Genomic DNA, 14,271 nt, shown 5'->3' with positions numbered 1-14,271 from the left:
ACCCAAGTTTCGAACGCAGTCACGCTGCGACGCACCAATCGAGGAGGAAACCATGACGACCATTCCCGAGACGATGACGGCGATCGGCATGGCGGCACCCGGCGGCCCGGAAGTCCTCAGGCCGGAGACACGTCCGGTACCGAAGCCCGGCCCCGGCCAGATCCTCGTCGCCATCGCGGCAGCCGGCGTCAATCGTCCCGACGTCCTGCAGCGTCAGGGCGGCTACAATCCGCCGCCCGGCGCCTCCGACATACCCGGCCTCGAATTCGCCGGCACGGTGGTGGCGCAGGGTGAAGGCGCCAGTCGCTTTCCGGTGGGCGCGGCCGTCTGTGCCCTCGTCGCCGGCGGCGGCTATGCCGAGTATGCGGTCGTCGACGAGAGCAATGCCCTACCCGCCCCCAAGGGCCTGACGCTCACCGAGGCCGGGGCGATCCCCGAGACCTTCTTCACCGTCTGGACCAATGTCTTCCAGCGCGGCCGCCTTCAGGAGGGGGAGAGCTTCCTCGTCCATGGCGGCTCGTCGGGCATCGGCACCACGGCGATCCAGCTCGCCAAGGCATTCGGCGCCACCGTCATCGCCACCGCCGGCTCCGACGAGAAATGCGCCGCCTGCCTCGAGCTCGGCGCCGACCACGCCATCAACTACCGCACCGAGGATTTCGTCACGGCGGGCAAGGCCATGACCGGCGGGCGCGGCACCGACCTGATCCTCGACATGGTCGGCGGCGACTATATCGACCGCAATTACGAACTGGCTGCCGATCAGGGCCGCATCGTCCAGATCGCCTTCCTCAACGGCCCCAAGGCCACGGTCAATTTCAGCCGTCTCATATTTAAGCGCCTGATCCATACCGGCTCGACCTTGCGCCCGCGTACCGTGCCCGAGAAGGCCGCCATCGCCGCGGAGCTGCACGCCAAGGTCTGGCCGCTGCTGGAGGCCGGGCGCTGCAAGCCACTGATCCACTCGACCTTCCCGCTGGTGCAGGCGGCGCAGGCCCATCGTCTGATGGAATCCAGCGCCCATATCGGCAAGATCGTACTGACGGTGTGAACAACCATCTTCTCTCGGCGAAGCAGAAGCCATCCAAGGCTTGACGGGCTGCGTCGCAACCGTGGCATCCGGCGGTCCGCCGGCAATCGTGAAACGCCCTTTCTCTCGAAGGGCCGCTCGTCTCTCCATCATTTCGAGGACGCGTCCGACCAGGCATCTGTCAGGCTGCCCCTAGCCTCGCAGATGGAGAGAACTCATGGTCTACGACATGGTACGGCTTCCCAATCTTGAGCGGTTAACGCCCAACCACGTGCCGGGAAAAGGCCTAAGGGAAAAAGTCGGCGGAGACTTCGCAAAGTTCATGGCGGGGCGTGAAACATGCGCATCCCAACTCTGCTACGCGATGAACAGAGGTGGCGCCCAGATTCAGGACGTGGAGAGGTATTCGAACCCCAAGATGATCAAGGGTGGTGTTCCGCGCACACTGCAAGGCGGCGATGGGTTCCTGTATATATTCTCGACCATCGACATGGTCGTTTACTTGACCGGAAGGCATGGATCGCCATCGGTTATCCCCGCCCATAAGGCCAATGAAAAACTGAACGGCGTAGAGGGTATCGTAGCCTACGGGTACAGGCACATCGACATCTGGGCCAAGTGGAAAAAATACGATCCCTATTTCGGGCCTAACTACTACAACTGCGCGAATGACCCGAGCGCCAGAAAGTGGGGGGTCTTCTTCTGGCCCTTGTTCAGAGCTTCATCCCAATAGCGGCAGCGGTGCATCACGCTGCTTTTCATGGACACTGGCCCCGCCCTCGCCTATAAGGCGCGCCATCCTGCTCATCGTCGATGATTTGGATGGCCGGCCGGGGAGGCCGGTCGGCGCATGAGAGCTATTGTCCGCGACCCTGCCTTTGAGAGCCCCTGCGAGCGGCGGCGCGAAGGCGAACAGGAGACCATCCCGTGTCACAAACCCCGCTGATGCCCAAGGCCACCGCGGTCTGGCTGGTCGAGAACACTTCGCTGACGTTCGAGCAGATCGCCGAGTTCTGCAAGCTGCACCCGCTGGAGGTGCGCGGCATCGCGGACGGTGAAGTCGCCGCCGGCATCAAGGGCCTAGACCCGATCACCTCCGGCCAGCTCACCCGCGAGGAGCTGGAGCGCGCCGCCAAGAACCCGAACCACCATCTCAAGCTCGCCGAGCGCAAGGTGAAGGTACCGGAGATCAAGCGCACCAAGGGTCCGCGCTACACCCCGGTCTCGAAGCGCCAGGACCGTCCGAACGCCATCCTCTGGCTGCTGCGCAACCATCCCGAACTCAAGGACGCGCAGATCATCCGCCTGATCGGCACGACCAAGTCCACCATCGCGCAGATCCGCGACCGCACCCACTGGAACGCCCAGTCGCTGACCCCGATCGACCCGGTCAGCCTCGGCCTGTGCTCGCAGATCGATCTCGATTTCGAAGTCGGCCGCGCCGCCAAGGACCGCCCGGCCGCGCTGGCCGAGGCCGGCTCGACCCTGCTCACGGTGGAAGAGGCGATCGCTCCGGAGCCCGCGCGCAGCGAGAGCCAGCCCTTCGCCGACATGAGCCGGCCGAAGCGCGAGGAGGAAGCCGCGATCGACGTCGATTCCGTCTTCGCCAAGCTGAAGCAGATGAAGCGTCCGGCCGACGAAGAAGACGACGAGTAAGAGCCCCTCGATACGGACGCTGCGGATGTCGAGCTTGGACGGCCTCGCCTTCACCTTCCTCGGCACCGGTGCTCCGCCCGTCAGCCTGCGCCGCGCCGGCCCCTCGCATCTCGTCGAGGCGGCCGGCCGCAAGCTGCTGATCGATTGCGGCTCGGGTGTCAGCCAGCGCCTCGTCGCGGCCGGCACGCGCGGCGCCGATATCGACGCCCTGATCGTCACGCACGAGCATTCCGACCATCTGGTCGATTTCTACCAGCTCGTGATCTCCTCCTGGCACCAGGGTCGCGCCAGGCCCTGGCGCGTCCTCGCCCCGGCGCCCGCACTCTCCAATCTCCGCGCGCAATATGCCGCCTTCGAGCGCGAACGCTCCCTGCGCATCGCCTTCGAGAAGCGGCCCGATGCGACCGGGTTGGAAGTCGTCTTCGAGGAATTGCGCGAAGGCCCGGTCTCGGGCCTCGGCGGTCTCTCGGTCGAAGCCTTCCTCGTCGATCACCGCCCGGTCGAGCCCGCTTTCGGCCTGGCCCTGTCGTATGGCGGTGCCCGCATCGTCTTTTCGGGCGACACCCGCCTTACCCCTTCGCTGGAGACGCAGGCCCTCGGATGCGACCTCCTGATCTGCGAGGTCTTCATCGCCAGCCAGATGCCCGTCGTCGCCGGCGTTCGCTCGGCCGCGACCGTCGCGGCAGTCGAGAGCTACCACATGACACCCGCTGTCGTGGCAGGCCTAGCCATGCGGACCCGAGCCCAGGCGCTGGCGCTGACCCATCTGGTGCCGCCCAATGCCGACACCGCCGCGCTCGCCCGCGAAGTCCGGGCTGCGGGCTATGCCGGCGCCTTGCTGATCGGCGAGGACCTGATGCGCCTCGACGTGCCGGAGCGCCTGCTGAGCTGGAACGGCGCGGCAATCGCGTACTAGCCTCTCCCGAACAGCCGGCCGCTACCCGATCCCCCTGCCCTTCAACGCCGTGCCGATCTCGCCGAGCACGGCAGTGTCCTCGATCGTCGCCGGCACGGCGTAATCCTCGCCATCGGCGATCTTCTTCATCGTCGCCCGCAGGATCTTCCCGGAGCGCGTCTTCGGCAACCGGGCGACCGTCAGTGCCAGCTTGAACGCCGCCACCGGCCCGATGCGCTCGCGCACCAGCGCGACCAGCTCCTTCTCGACCTGCTCGGGCGTGACCGTCGCGCCGGCCTTCAGCACCACGAAGCCGCAGGGCTGCTCACCCTTGAGCGCGTCGCGAATGCCGACGACCGCGCATTCCGCCACCGCCGGATGCGCCGCCAGAACCTCCTCCATGCCGCCGGTCGAAAGCCGGTGCCCGGCGACATTGATGATGTCGTCGGTGCGGCCCATGATGAAGACATAGCCGTCCGCATCGATGAACCCGGCATCCGAGGTATTGTAGAAGCCCGGATAGGTCGCGAGATACGCTTCCTTGAAACGCGCATCGTCGTTCCAGAGCGTCGGCAGCGCGCCGGGCGGCAAAGGCAGCTTCAGTACGATCGCGCCCATCTTGCCGGCCTCGACCGGCCGCCCGCCTTCGTCCAGGCACTGCACGTCCCAGCCCGGCAGCGGCACCGTCGGCGAACCGTGCTTCACCGGCAGGAGCCCGAGCCCCAGCGGATCGCCGACGATCGGCGAGCCGCTCTCGGTCTGCCACCAATGATCGATGACGGGCACCTTGAGCATCGCCTCCGCCCATTTCAGGGTCTCGGGATCAGCCCGCTCGCCGGCGAGGAACAGCGCCTTGAAGCGCGAGAGATCGTGCCCGGCGAGATAGTTGCCCTCCGGGTCCTCCTTGCGGATGGCGCGGAAGGCGGTCGGCGCCGTGAACAGCACCTTGGCGCCATGCTCGGCGATCACCCGCCAGAAGGCGCCGGGATCGGGCGTGCCGACCGGCTTGCCCTCGTAGAGCACGCTGGTCGCGCCCTGAATCAAGGGCGCATAGACGATATAGCCGTGACCGACGACCCAGCCGACATCGGAAGCGCAGAACATCACCTCACCCGGCCCGACATCGAAGAGCTGGTCCATCGTCGCCTTGAGCACGACCATGTGCCCGCCATTGTCGCGGACCACGCCCTTGGGCCGGCCGGTCGTGCCGGAGGTGTAGAGAATGTAGAGCGGATCGGTCGCCGCGACCTCGACGCATTCCGCCTTGCGCCCGGCCGCCTTGGCGGCGGCAACCAGCGTGCGCCAGTTCCTGTCGCGGGTCACATGCATGGAGGCGTCGGCCTGCGGCCGCTGCAGCACGACGCAGGCCTGCGGCTTGTGCCGGGCCATCTCGATCGCGCCGTCGAGCAAGGGCTTGTACTCGACCACGCGCGTCGGCTCGATGCCGCAGGTCGCGGTCAGGATCACCTTGGGCTCGGCATCGTCGATGCGCGTCGCCAGTTCCTTGGCCGCGAAACCGCCGAACACCACCGAATGTACGGCGCCGATCCGGGCGCAGGCCAGCATGGCGAAGGCCGCTTCCGGCACCATCGGCATGTAGATGATGACGCGGTCACCCTTGCCGACGCCGAGATCCTGCAGGACGGCGGCGAGCGTCGCCACCTCCTCCAGCATCTCAGCATAGGTATAGGTCGCCTTGGTCGCGGTGACCGGGCTGTCATAGATCAGCGCCGCCTGCTCGCCACGGCCGTCTCGCACATGCCGGTCGAGCGCGTTGAAGCAGGTGTTGCAGGTCGCATCCGGGAACCAGCGCCCATAGATGCCGGCGGCCGGATCGAAGGCCTTCTCGGGCGGCTTGATCCAGTCGATGGCCCGCGCGATGTCGAGCCAGTAGTCATCCGGATCAGCCCGCCAGCGGGCATAGGTCTCATGATAGCCTTCTGAGCGGGCGGGCGCCGCATGGGAGCCATTCATCGCAAGCGTTCCTCTGCGCCGGGTTTCAGCCTAAAGCCCCGTGGCGAGCCGGCAATGGCGGGGCTGGTTTTGCGCAGAATCCTGCGCTCTTCCCCACGCCCGGCGCAAGCGCTCTGCCTTAAGACTTTCGCCGACCCCGACCTGCATTTCCCGGCCCTGCGACGCAGTACCACATGCCCTTTGACCTGCTCTTCTTCGCCGCCATGGTGCCGGCCGTCGTCATGACCGGCCTCGCCAAGGGCGGCTTCTCCGGGCTCGGCCTGCTTTCCCTGCCCTTGATGGCGCTGGTGGTCTCGCCGGTGACGGCGGCTGCGATCATGCTGCCCCTCCTCATCGCACAGGATGTCGTCTCGGTCTGGTCCTATCGCCGCGATTTCGACCGCCGTAATCTCGCGACGCTGGCGCCCGGCGCCCTGCTTGGCATTCTCATGGGCTACCTTCTGGCCGCGAAGGTCTCGGACGCCGCCGTCGTGCTCGCGGTCGGGCTGATCTCGGTCGGCTTCGCCCTGCGCCGCATGCTGAGCGACGGCAGGAAGCCTGCAGTCGCCACGCAAGCGAACTGGAGCGGCGGCAGCCTCTGGGGTTTCGTCTGCGGCTTCACCAGCATGGTCGCCCATGCCGGCGGCCCGCCCTTCCAGATCTACGTCATGCCGCAGAGGCTGAAGCCCGCCGTCTTCGTCGGCACGGGCGCGGTTTTCTTCGCCGCGATGAATCTGGTGAAGCTCGTGCCCTATCTCGCGCTCGGCCAGCTCAACGGCCAGAACCTGCTCGCCTCCGCAGCGCTGCTCCCCTTTGCGGTCGCGGCGACCTTCGCCGGGGTCTGGCTGATCCGGCGCGTGCCCGCGGAGCGCTTTTACGGCATCGTCTACTGGCTCCTGCTGCTGGTGGGCACGAAGCTCGTCTATGACGGTGCGCGCGAGCTGCATCTTCTCGGCTGAGCCCCGCCCGCGCGATTGCGCCGCATCGGAAAAAGGGATGGATTACCTGGGAGCGCGCCAGCCGCTAAGGCTTTCGGCGCTTGCGAGGAAGGCTCCCGATGACCCGTTCGGCCTATGACACCGATCTCGACCGCAATCCGGCGAACTACCAGCCGCTGACGCCGCTCGCCTTCCTCGAGCGGGCCGCCTCGGTCTTTCCCGACCGTACCGCGATCATCCACGGGCCGCTGCGCCGCTCCTATGCCGCGTTCTATGCCCGCTCCCGCCGCCTCGCTTCGGCGCTGACGAAGCACGGCATCGGCAAGAACGACACGGTGGCCGCGATGCTGCCGAACACGCCGGCCATGCTCGAATGTCATTACGGTGTGCCGATGGCCGGCGCCGTGCTGAACACGCTGAACACGCGGCTCGACGCGGCGATCATCGCCTTCTCGCTCGATCATGGCGGCGCGAAGGTGCTGATCACCGACCGCGAGTTCTCCAAGACGATCAGGGAGGCGCTGGCGCTCTGCAAGACGAAGCCCATCGTCATCGACTATGACGACCCCGTCTATGACGGCCCCGGCGAACGATTGGGCCAGATCGAGTACGAGGCTTTCGTCGCATCGGGCGATCCGGATTTCGACTGGCTGATGCCCACCGACGAATGGGACGCCATCGCGCTGAACTACACCTCCGGCACCACCGGCGATCCCAAGGGCGTCGTCTACCACCATCGCGGCGCCAATCTGCTGGCGACCTCCAACGTCATCACCGGCAATATGGGCCGGCATCCGGTCTATCTCTGGACGCTGCCGATGTTCCACTGCAACGGCTGGTGCTTCCCCTGGACGATCTCGATCGTTGCCGGCACCCATGTCTGCCTGCGCCAGGTCCGCGCCAAGGCGATGTATGACGCGCTGGCCGACCATGGCGTCACCCATCTCTGCGGTGCGCCGATCGTGATGTCGGCGCTGCTCAACGCCACGCCCGGGGAGCGCCGCGATTTCCCGCAGAAAGTGTCCTTCTTCACAGCGGCGGCCCCACCGCCCGAGGCCGTGCTCGCCGGCATGAAGCAGGCCGGGTTCGAGGTGACGCATCTCTATGGCCTGACCGAGTGCTACGGGCCCTCCGTCGTCAACGACTGGAACGACGACTGGAACGCCCTCTCTCCGGCCGAGCAGGCGGCCAAGAAGGCCCGCCAGGGGGTGCGCTACCCGGCGCTCGAAGGCCTCGACGTGCTCGATCCCGAGACGATGCAGCCCGTCCCGCGCGACGGCCAGACGCTCGGCGAGGTGATGATGCGCGGCAATGTCGTGATGAAGGGTTATCTCGGCAATCGGAAATCGACCGAGACTGCATTTGCCGGCGGCTGGTTCCATACCGGCGATCTCGGCGTGCGCTATCCCGACGGCTATATCCAGCTCAAGGACCGCTCGAAGGACATCATCATCTCCGGCGGCGAGAACATCTCGTCCATCGAGGTCGAGGACGCGCTCTACAAACACCCGGCCGTGCAGGCCGCCGCCGTGGTCGCCCGCCCCGACGATAAATGGGGCGAGACCCCTTGCGCCTTCATCGAACTGAGGCCCGGCAAGACCGCGACCGAGGCCGAGATCATCGCCTGGTGCCGCGATCATCTCGCATCGTTCAAATGCCCGCGCACGATCGTCTTCGCCGAGGTACCGAAGACGTCGACCGGCAAGATCCAGAAATTCCGGCTGCGCGAGATGGCGCGAGCACTTTAGGTTCAGCTGGCCCGGCCGCAGCGCCCCGCAGTGGTCATGCTCGCCCGTGTGGCGAGCATCCGCGTCTTCAACAAGACCTTCGGCCGGCGGAAGACATGAAAGGTCGGGACAAGCCCGGCCATGACCTGGAGGGCCGCGTCCTCATGCCCCGGCGCGATCGATCCGTCCGTTCGGCGTGAAGCGGTCGACGGCCTCCGGCAGCACCTGCGACAGCCGGTCCAGCAAATCTTCCCGCGACAGCCCCGTCCGGCGCGTGATCGCATCGATGACCTGCGGCCCGAGCGCCTGCTCGAGATCGTTGGGCGCCACGTCCCGGTTCGGGCCTTGCTGCACCCAGGAATCGACCTTGTCGCCCTGCCCGGCCTGCCTGAACCGGTCGGAGAGCTCGCCGAGCCCGCCATTCAGCACGCCACCGATGCCGCCGGCCCCGAGCAATCCGCCGAGACTTCCAAGGAGCCCGCCGTCATCGCCTTGCGGCGCAGACCCGGCCTGACCCGGCTGCGGCGCTGCGACCTGTCCCGGTTCGGGCTGGCCGCGCCCGCCAAGCCATTCCGCGATCTTGTCGCGGTTCTGGTAGCCCGCGACGGCGAGGAGCCCGAGAAGGGCGGTCAGGGACGGGAAACCACTGCTGCTGTTGTCATCGCTCATGGCAATCGCTCCATGTCGGAAAGGAAGGTTGTCTTCAGACCGCGCGGCTGCGGCCACTGATCGCGGCCCAGACCGCGAGCACGATGATGGCGCCGACAATGGCTCCGATCAGTCCGGCACCTTCACCCGGCGCATACCAGCCCAGCGACTGCCCGAGCCAGGTCGCGACGAAGGCGCCGATGATGCCGAGGATGGTCGTGAGAATGAACCCGGCCGGCTCGTTCGAACCCGGCATGATGAACTTGGCGATGACGCCGGCGACAAATCCGATGATGATGGTCCAGACGATGCCCATGGCAGCCTCCCCTCGCGATGCGTGCCGCGATCAACCGGTCATCGCGGCAGAAGTTCCCGGCGATCTGCACTGCCCCACGGGACGAGCCTGTCTGCGCCTGGCATCAACGAAAAACCGGCCCTTTCGGGCCGGTTCATCCACATCGTCATCGCATTCGACGGGCCACTCGGCCCGTCGGCTCAATGCAAGGTTCGCTCCGGAATGGTCATCCGTACGCGTTCGATCTCATCCTTCAGTTGCAATTTCTTCCGCTTCAGCTCCGCGAGGCTGAGGTCACTCGAAGACGGGCTCGCCACTGCCTGGGCGATGGCGTCCTCGAGTTGACGGTGCTTGCGCTCGAGTTCCGCAAGACGGGTCTGCAACGACATCTGGATCCTCCTGATGAGCGGTTGACGTCCCAATCTGGCATAGAGCCGGCTTCACGTCTTCCCTGTGCCGTCACACGGCATTCATGAGATTCTGTGATCGTCACCGGTCCGTTTCCGGAAAGCCGTGAATAGATGGCTTCCCTGTGCCTGCGCCGCCTCGCCCGCACTTGCGGGACGCCGGGCGGCACGCGCATAGTCGCCCCCGATCAAGGCGATGATGAGATGCCCATGGGATTCGAGCTCAGCCCGGAAGAGGTCGAGACCTTCACCTCGGAACTCGCGCGGCTGCGCGAGGAGCACCGTGATCTCGACAGTGCCATCGACGCGCTGGAGCGCGTGGGTTCGATCAATCAGGTCCAGGTCCAGCGCCTGAAGAAGCGCAAGCTCTACCTCAAGGACCGGATCTCCCAGATCGAGGATGCACTGACACCGGACATCATCGCCTGACGCAGGCGCATTTGCCCTGGAATCCTCATCCTGACGAGCCGTGCAGCGGCGTCTCGAAGGATGCTTCAGACGCTCCCGAGCAGCCTGGAATATCGTTCGGGACGCGAACCTGCGGCCCGCTCCTCGGGATGGGGGCTCGAAAACCGGATGCGATTGCCCTGGCCGGCGCCGATTCGCCCTTGCTTCCGCGGCATCGACCGGTCTAGATCGCGCGCTTCCGGAGCCGAGCCCGAGCGCATTCCATGGCAGCCAGCAGCCCCCCCGTCGCGATCATCATGGGCAGTCAGTCCGACTGGGCGACGATGCGTCATGCCGCCGAGGCACTCGACGCGCTCGCCGTCCCCTATGATGCCCGCATCGTTTCCGCCCATCGCACCCCGGAGCGGCTCTTCGACTTCGCCAGGGGGGCGAAGGCCGAAGGCTTCAAGGTGGTCATCGCGGGTGCCGGTGGCGCGGCGCATCTGCCGGGCATGGCGGCCTCGCTCACGCCGCTGCCTGTCTTCGGCGTCCCCGTCGAATCCAAGGCGCTGTCCGGACAGGACAGCCTGCTCTCGATCGTCCAGATGCCGGCCGGCATCCCGGTCGGCACGCTCGCCATCGGCCGGGCCGGCGCCGTCAACGCCGCCCTCCTCGCCGCCGCCGTGCTCGCCCTCTCCGATCCCGCCCTGGCCGAACGCCTCGACGCCTATCGCGCCCGCCAGAGCGCCGGCATCGCCGAGCGTCCCAACCGGGACGACGTATGAACCCGCCCGTCCCCACCGGCCTCGCGCCCGGCGCCATGCTTGGCATCCTCGGCGGCGGCCAGCTCGCCCGCATGATGGCCCTCGCAGCTGCCGATCTCGGCATCCGTTGCCACATCTTCGCACCCGAGGCCGACAGCCCCGCCTTCGACGTCGCGGCGCGCCACACCGTCGCGGAATACGAGGATGAGGAGGCACTCGCCCGTTTCGCCGGCGCCGTCGATGTCGTGACCTACGAATTCGAAAACGTCCCGGCCGCAACCGCGGCCTTCCTCGCCGCGCGCGTGCCGCTTCATCCCGGCGCCCGCGCTCTGGCGGTGACGCAGGACCGGCTCAGCGAGAAGCGCTTCGTCTCCGGGCTCGGCCTCGCCGTCGCGCCCTTCCGCGCCGTCGATACCCTGGCCGACCTTGAAACGGCCGCCACCGAACTCGGCCGCCCCTCGGTCCTGAAGACCCGTCGCTTCGGCTATGACGGCAAGGGCCAGGTCAAGATCGCGCCGGGCAGCGACCTCGCCGAGGCCCACGAGGCGATCGGCCGCTTTCCCGCGATCCTCGAGGGCTTCGTCTCCTTCGTGCGCGAAGTCTCGGTCATCGCAGCGCGCGGGCTCGACGGCTCCTTCGCCGCCTTCGATGTCTGCGAGAACGAGCATCGCGACCACATCCTGGCCTACACCCGCGTGCCGGCCAGCCTCTCGGAAGGCGCCTCGCTGCAGGCGATCGACGCGGCCCGCCGCATCGGCGAGGCGCTCGGTTATATCGGCGTCTTCGCCGTGGAGCTGTTCGTGCTGGAGGCCGAGGGCGACCTCGCCGAGCGCGTGGTCGTCAACGAGATCGCCCCGCGCGTCCATAATTCCGGACATTGGACCAGCGAGGGCGCTGACACCTCACAGTTCCATCAGCATGTCCGCGCCGTCTGCGGCTTCCCGCTCGGCTCCACCGCCCGGCGCGGCCGCGTCGAGATGGAGAATCTGATCGGCGCGAGTGCATTGCGCTGGCGCGAATTGCTGGCCGAGCCCGGCGCGCACCTCCATCTCTACGGCAAGCGCGACGCCCGTCCGGGCCGCAAGATGGGCCATGTCACCCGCGTCACGGACGAGCGGACCTGACCGCTCGTCCGACATCCATTACCCAACTGCATGCGGCCCCGCATTTTCAAGGGATCGCAGCGTGGACAGCCGAAATGAATTCTGCTATCGGCACCCATCTTCGCGCGGTGGGCTTTGCTTACCGCCGGCCTCCAATTCCTGGATCAACCCGCTAAGGACGGACGTTTCACGTGCAGGTTCTCGTTCGCGACAACAATGTCGATCAGGCGCTCCGCGCCCTCAAGAAGAAGATGCAGCGCGAGGGCATCTTCCGTGAGATGAAGCTTCGTGGTCATTACGAGAAGCCTTCCGAGAAGCGCGCTCGCGAGTCGGCTGAGGCCGTCCGCCGCGCCCGCAAGCTCCAGCGCAAGAAGCTCCAGCGCGAAGGCCTCCTGCCCGCGCCGGTGAAGCCCAAGCGCCCCTGAGATCCTCTTGGCGATCCCCGTGGGATCGTCATGGCAGGGCCTATAGCGAATCGCGCCTGGAGCCATCTCCGGGCGCGTTGCCATTTCGGCGGCGTTAACCAAGTTTTGGCGGGTTTAGGGCGTTTTCTCCGATCGGGCGCTGTCGGCTGGGAGCGCGATCACGCCGCGGCGGCCGAGAGGTCGATTATCTCCGGGAACCGGGGGCATCGCGGCAGGCGAAGCACCGAACCGATGAGGCAGAGCATGATCCGAGGCAGTAACTGGTTGGCCGCAGCCGGCATGGCGATGGCGCTCGCGGGTTGCGACACCGTTTCCAATCTCGGCTCGCAGCCGGCCGTTGCCGAGCTCGACACGCGCGACAGCGCCGATGCCAGCGTCAATATCGGCTCGCTGAGCGACGTCATCTCGCGCAATCCGAACGATCCCGGCGCCTACAACACCCGCGGAGCGGCCTATGCCCGCGTCGGCCGCTTCTCGGATGCGATCGGGGATTTCACCAAGGCGGTCCAGCTCGATCCGAACCTCGCCTCCGCCTACACGAATCGCGGTCTCGCGCTGCGCCAGAGCGGCCGTGCCGATTCGGCGCTCGCCGATTTCAACCGCGCCACCACGGCCAACCCGAACTATGCGCCGGCCTATATCGCCCGCGCCAACCTGCTGCGCCAGCAGGGCAACAGCCAGCAGGCGCTGGCCGACCTCAATACCGCGATCCGGCTCAACCCCGAATCGGCGGAAGCCTTCCATGCCCGCGGCCTCGTCTACCAGAAGGAAGGCCAGCACCAGCATGCCGTCACCGATTTCGACTCGGTGATCGACCGCAACCCCTACACCGCCCCGCCCTATATCGCGCGCGGCCAGAGCCTGAATGCGCTCGGCAAATACGATTCGGCGCAGGAAGATTTCACCGCAGCTCTCAATGTCGACAACCGCAATGCCGATGCCTGGGCCGGTCGCGGCTTCGCCTTCGAGAAGCTGGGCAAGAAGGCGGAAGCCTCCGAAGCCTATCAGCGCGCGCTCTCGATCGACGGGAACAACGCCCAGGCCCGCGCCGGCTCCTCGCGCCTCGGCGGCGGCGGCTTCTTCCGGAGCTGACCAGGCACCGGGAGCACCTGTCAGGGCCGCGAAGCGGCGCCCTCCCCGATCGTCCGGCTCTCCGCCGCGGCGATGCCACCTTCGGCTGCATCGGCCAGAAAGCGCGTGATCTCGCCGACCGATCCGTAGCGCGGCAGGTCGGAATGCCGTCCTGCCGGAAAGCGCAGAAAGCGCTTGGGTGCATTCGCGAGCTCATAGAGCTGCCTGCCCTGCGCGAAGGGGATGACTTCATCGAGCTCGCCATGCAGGACGAGCAGCGGTGCCCGAAGCCGGCCGATCACCTCGTCGGAACGGAACTGGTCCTTCATCACCAGGGCGAGCGGCAGATAGGGATAGAGCCCCTGTGCCACCGCCAGGGCCGAGCGATAAGGCGCTTCCAGAACCACGGCCTGGAACGGCACCTCCGCTGCCAGCTTGAGCACGACGCCGGTACCCAGCGACTCGCCATACCCCACCAGCCTGCCTGCCCCGAAACGTGCCGCAGCCGCGCCATAGGCCGCCCGCGCATCCTGCAGCAGCCCCTCCTCGCTCGGCGCGCCCGTGGAGCCGCCATAGCCGCGATAGCTGACGGCGAAGATCCCCAGGCCGTCCCTGGCCAGCCCCCGGAAACGCTCGATCCGCCCGGTCGCCCCGAGATTGCCGGCATTGCCGTGGAAATAGAGCACCACGGGCTTGCCGGCGCGTGGCGGCACGACCCAGGCGACCAGCCGCTCGCCATCGGCCGTGGTCACGCTGGCCTCCTCGGCAGCGGCCAGACCGGCTGATGCAATCTCGGCTCTTGCGGGATCGCGTGGAAAGACGAGTTCACGCTGGCGGATATAGAGCGTGCCGAGCATCGCCAGATAGACCGCCAGGCCCAGCAGCAGCAGTTTCAGCAGACGCGGGCTCATCGCGCGGCACGGGTTCCGAAAACGAAAGGGCCGGCGATCAAGCCGGCCCTTTGCAGCAATC

General features: G+C 66.9%; 16 protein-coding genes. 11 read left to right on the top strand and 5 right to left on the bottom strand.

The annotated features are described in order from the left end of the window. The first annotated feature begins 52 nt into the window (after window positions 1-52). The 4 genes from J0I42_RS10750 (at window position 53) to J0I42_RS10735 (ending at window position 3,602) form a co-directional block, all read left to right on the top strand. Entirely contained in the window at window positions 53-1,051 is a 999-nt protein-coding gene (locus J0I42_RS10750) for an NAD(P)H-quinone oxidoreductase (protein WP_291654820.1), read from the top strand. Window positions 1,052-1,247: 196 nt separating this feature from the next. Further along, window positions 1,248-1,763, top strand: coding sequence for a hypothetical protein (locus J0I42_RS10745; RefSeq protein WP_291654819.1), 516 nt, complete (start codon window positions 1,248-1,250; stop codon window positions 1,761-1,763). Between the two features lie 194 nt (window positions 1,764-1,957). Then, complete coding sequence (locus J0I42_RS10740; protein WP_291654818.1) at window positions 1,958-2,686, top strand: DUF1013 domain-containing protein; 729 nt, start codon at window positions 1,958-1,960, stop codon at window positions 2,684-2,686. A 25-nt stretch (window positions 2,687-2,711) separates the two neighbouring features. Next, entirely contained in the window at window positions 2,712-3,602 is an 891-nt protein-coding gene (locus J0I42_RS10735; RefSeq protein ID WP_291654817.1) for an MBL fold metallo-hydrolase, read from the top strand. Between the two features lie 21 nt (window positions 3,603-3,623). On the opposite strand, the gene J0I42_RS10730 is transcribed toward J0I42_RS10735, so the two are convergent. After that, window positions 3,624-5,555, bottom strand: coding sequence for a propionyl-CoA synthetase (locus J0I42_RS10730; RefSeq protein ID WP_291654816.1), 1,932 nt, complete (start codon window positions 5,553-5,555; stop codon window positions 3,624-3,626). Between the two features lie 173 nt (window positions 5,556-5,728). Here J0I42_RS10730 and J0I42_RS10725 point away from each other — a divergent pair, with 173 nt between their 5' ends. Both J0I42_RS10725 and J0I42_RS10720 read left to right on the top strand, forming a co-directional pair. Continuing rightward, window positions 5,729-6,493 carry a sulfite exporter TauE/SafE family protein gene (locus tag J0I42_RS10725; protein WP_291654815.1) on the top strand — a complete coding sequence of 255 codons (765 nt, stop codon included), beginning with the start codon at window positions 5,729-5,731 and terminating at the stop codon, window positions 6,491-6,493. A 98-nt stretch (window positions 6,494-6,591) separates the two neighbouring features. Further along, entirely contained in the window at window positions 6,592-8,220 is a 1,629-nt protein-coding gene (locus J0I42_RS10720; RefSeq protein ID WP_291654814.1) for an acyl-CoA synthetase, read from the top strand. Between the two features lie 141 nt (window positions 8,221-8,361). Here J0I42_RS10720 and J0I42_RS10715 read toward each other — a convergent pair whose 3' ends face one another. The 3 genes from J0I42_RS10715 to J0I42_RS10705 form a co-directional block, all read right to left on the bottom strand. Further along, entirely contained in the window at window positions 8,362-8,868 is a 507-nt protein-coding gene (locus tag J0I42_RS10715) for a YidB family protein (RefSeq protein ID WP_291654813.1), read from the bottom strand. Window positions 8,869-8,902: 34 nt separating this feature from the next. Further along, the gene (locus J0I42_RS10710; RefSeq protein ID WP_291654812.1) at window positions 8,903-9,163 is read right to left on the bottom strand and encodes a GlsB/YeaQ/YmgE family stress response membrane protein; all 261 of its coding nucleotides are present in this window, start codon (window positions 9,161-9,163) and stop codon (window positions 8,903-8,905) included. A 179-nt stretch (window positions 9,164-9,342) separates the two neighbouring features. Next, the gene (locus J0I42_RS10705) at window positions 9,343-9,531 is read right to left on the bottom strand and encodes a YdcH family protein (protein WP_199091974.1); all 189 of its coding nucleotides are present in this window, start codon (window positions 9,529-9,531) and stop codon (window positions 9,343-9,345) included. Window positions 9,532-9,759: 228 nt separating this feature from the next. Between J0I42_RS10705 and J0I42_RS10700 the strand changes: the two genes are divergently transcribed. The 5 genes from J0I42_RS10700 to J0I42_RS10680 all read left to right on the top strand — a co-directional run bounded on the left by J0I42_RS10700 (window position 9,760) and on the right by J0I42_RS10680 (window position 13,320). After that, a complete protein-coding gene (locus J0I42_RS10700; RefSeq protein WP_047580734.1) occupies window positions 9,760-9,978 on the top strand; it encodes a YdcH family protein in 219 nt (72 codons plus the stop codon). Window positions 9,979-10,220: 242 nt separating this feature from the next. Then, the gene (purE, locus tag J0I42_RS10695) at window positions 10,221-10,721 is read left to right on the top strand and encodes a 5-(carboxyamino)imidazole ribonucleotide mutase (RefSeq protein WP_291654811.1); all 501 of its coding nucleotides are present in this window, start codon (window positions 10,221-10,223) and stop codon (window positions 10,719-10,721) included. Then, complete coding sequence (locus tag J0I42_RS10690) at window positions 10,718-11,824, top strand: 5-(carboxyamino)imidazole ribonucleotide synthase (protein WP_291654810.1); 1,107 nt, start codon at window positions 10,718-10,720, stop codon at window positions 11,822-11,824. Before purE ends, J0I42_RS10690 begins: the two co-directional genes overlap by 4 nt. A gap of 170 nt (window positions 11,825-11,994) precedes the next feature. Then, window positions 11,995-12,228, top strand: coding sequence for a 30S ribosomal protein S21 (gene rpsU, locus J0I42_RS10685; RefSeq protein WP_047579559.1), 234 nt, complete (start codon window positions 11,995-11,997; stop codon window positions 12,226-12,228). A 243-nt stretch (window positions 12,229-12,471) separates the two neighbouring features. After that, complete coding sequence (locus tag J0I42_RS10680; RefSeq protein WP_291654809.1) at window positions 12,472-13,320, top strand: tetratricopeptide repeat protein; 849 nt, start codon at window positions 12,472-12,474, stop codon at window positions 13,318-13,320. A 20-nt stretch (window positions 13,321-13,340) separates the two neighbouring features. On the opposite strand, the gene J0I42_RS10675 is transcribed toward J0I42_RS10680, so the two are convergent. Continuing rightward, window positions 13,341-14,210 carry an alpha/beta hydrolase gene (locus J0I42_RS10675; RefSeq protein ID WP_291654808.1) on the bottom strand — a complete coding sequence of 290 codons (870 nt, stop codon included), beginning with the start codon at window positions 14,208-14,210 and terminating at the stop codon, window positions 13,341-13,343. Window positions 14,211-14,271 lie beyond the last annotated feature (61 nt).

It is taken from the genome of Allobosea sp. (genome assembly GCF_017308015.1).
GTDB lineage: Bacteria > Pseudomonadota > Alphaproteobacteria > Rhizobiales > Beijerinckiaceae > Allobosea.
Note: the sequence above shows the minus strand (reverse complement) of the source record. Positions and strands in the feature narration are given on the sequence as shown.